The sequence below is a fragment of the Brevibacillus sp. AG genome (assembly GCF_028369215.1).
GTDB classification, from domain to species: Bacteria; Bacillota; Bacilli; order Brevibacillales; family Brevibacillaceae; genus Brevibacillus; species Brevibacillus porteri.
Map to the genome: position 1 here is coordinate 1 of NZ_JAQMYO010000034.1, position 1,437 is coordinate 1,437.

The 1,437-nt window shown below is 39.8% G+C and carries 1 protein-coding gene; it reads left to right on the forward strand.

Going from position 1 to position 1,437, the window contains the following annotated elements:
• The first annotated feature begins 53 nt into the window (after positions 1-53).
• A protein-coding gene (locus POF51_RS31955; protein ID WP_271756751.1) for an IS3 family transposase occupies positions 54-1,402 on the forward strand; the annotation gives its coding sequence in 2 pieces (ribosomal slippage) (positions 54-498 and positions 498-1,402; 1,350 coding nt in all).
• The last annotated feature ends 35 nt before the right edge of the window (positions 1,403-1,437 follow it).

Below are 1,437 nucleotides of genomic sequence, written 5' to 3' on the forward strand. Positions count from 1 at the left end.
TGCACTGCACCCCAATTGTTAGACACGCCTAACAATTGGAGGTGCAGTTTTTTATGGCTAAATTTTCTCCAGAAGATAAATTATCAGCGGTTTTACGCTGTTTAGATGGCAAAGAAACACATGCCTCTATTGCTACATCTATTGGTGCACACAAAAGTATGATCGGCGTTTGGGTGATACAATACGAGCAAAATGGCGCGGAAGCCTTCGGAAAATCCTATACAAGCTACACGGCACGCTTTAAACTGGACGTACTCAATTATATGATTACTCACGGGACGTCTCCGAATGAAACTGCCGCCATTTTTCAAATACCCTCTCCAGGTTTAATCCGAAAATGGAGGATTCAATTCCTATCACGCGGAATAGACGCCCTTAAACCAAAGAAAAAGGGGCGTCCAACGATGAAAAAGGAAAATAAGAATGTTGCACTAGTTGAAGGATCAGTCGAGGCATTACAACAAGAGGTAGAGCGTTTACGTATGGAGAATGCTTATCTAAAAAAGTTGAATGCCTTAGTTCAAAGCAAGGAAAAATTACAAACCAAGACAAAGCGCAAGTAGTGTTTGAACTAAGGACTGAATTCCCCATTAAAGCGCTACTCCAATTGGCGGGAATACCACGAAGTTCCTATTATTACTACGTTAAAAGGATAGGTCGCCCAGATAAACACGCTGAAATGAAGACGTTGATTCAAGCTATTTTCCATGAACACAAAGGCCGCTATGGATATCGTCGGATTAAGGACGAACTCAGGAATCTGGGGCACCAGCTGAACCATAAAAAAGTACAGCGATTGATGAAAGAATTGGGTTTAAAAAGTATTGTGCGCATGAAGAAATATCGTTCCTATAAGGGGAATGTTGGTAAGATCACTTCGAATGTTTTGAATCGTAACTTCAAAGCAGAAAAACCCAATGAAAAGTGGGTAACGGATATTACGGAATTTAAATTGTTTGGTGAAAAGCTTTATTTATCACCAATGCTCGATTTGTTTAACGGAGAGATAATTGCTTATACAATCGACTCGAGACCAAGATATTCTCTTGTTTCGAAGATGCTGGAAAAAGCCTTTAAACGAGTGACCCAACAAGACAACCTCTTGATCCATACGGATCAAGGATGGCATTACCAGATGAGTAAGTACCAGCATGCATTAAAAGAAAAGAACATCACGCAGAGTATGTCTAGAAAAGGAAATTGTTATGATAATGCCGTCATGGAGAACTTCTTTGGCATCCTCAAATCGGAATTTTTATATACGCAGGAATTTGAGAGTATTGAACATTTTAAGCAGGAGTTAGCAAACTACATCGACTACTATAACCGCAAACGAATTAAGACAAAATTAAAAGGTTTGAGTCCGGTACAGTACCGAACTCAAACCTTACATGTCGCTTAACTACATTTCGTGTCTAACTTTTCGGGGTCACTTCA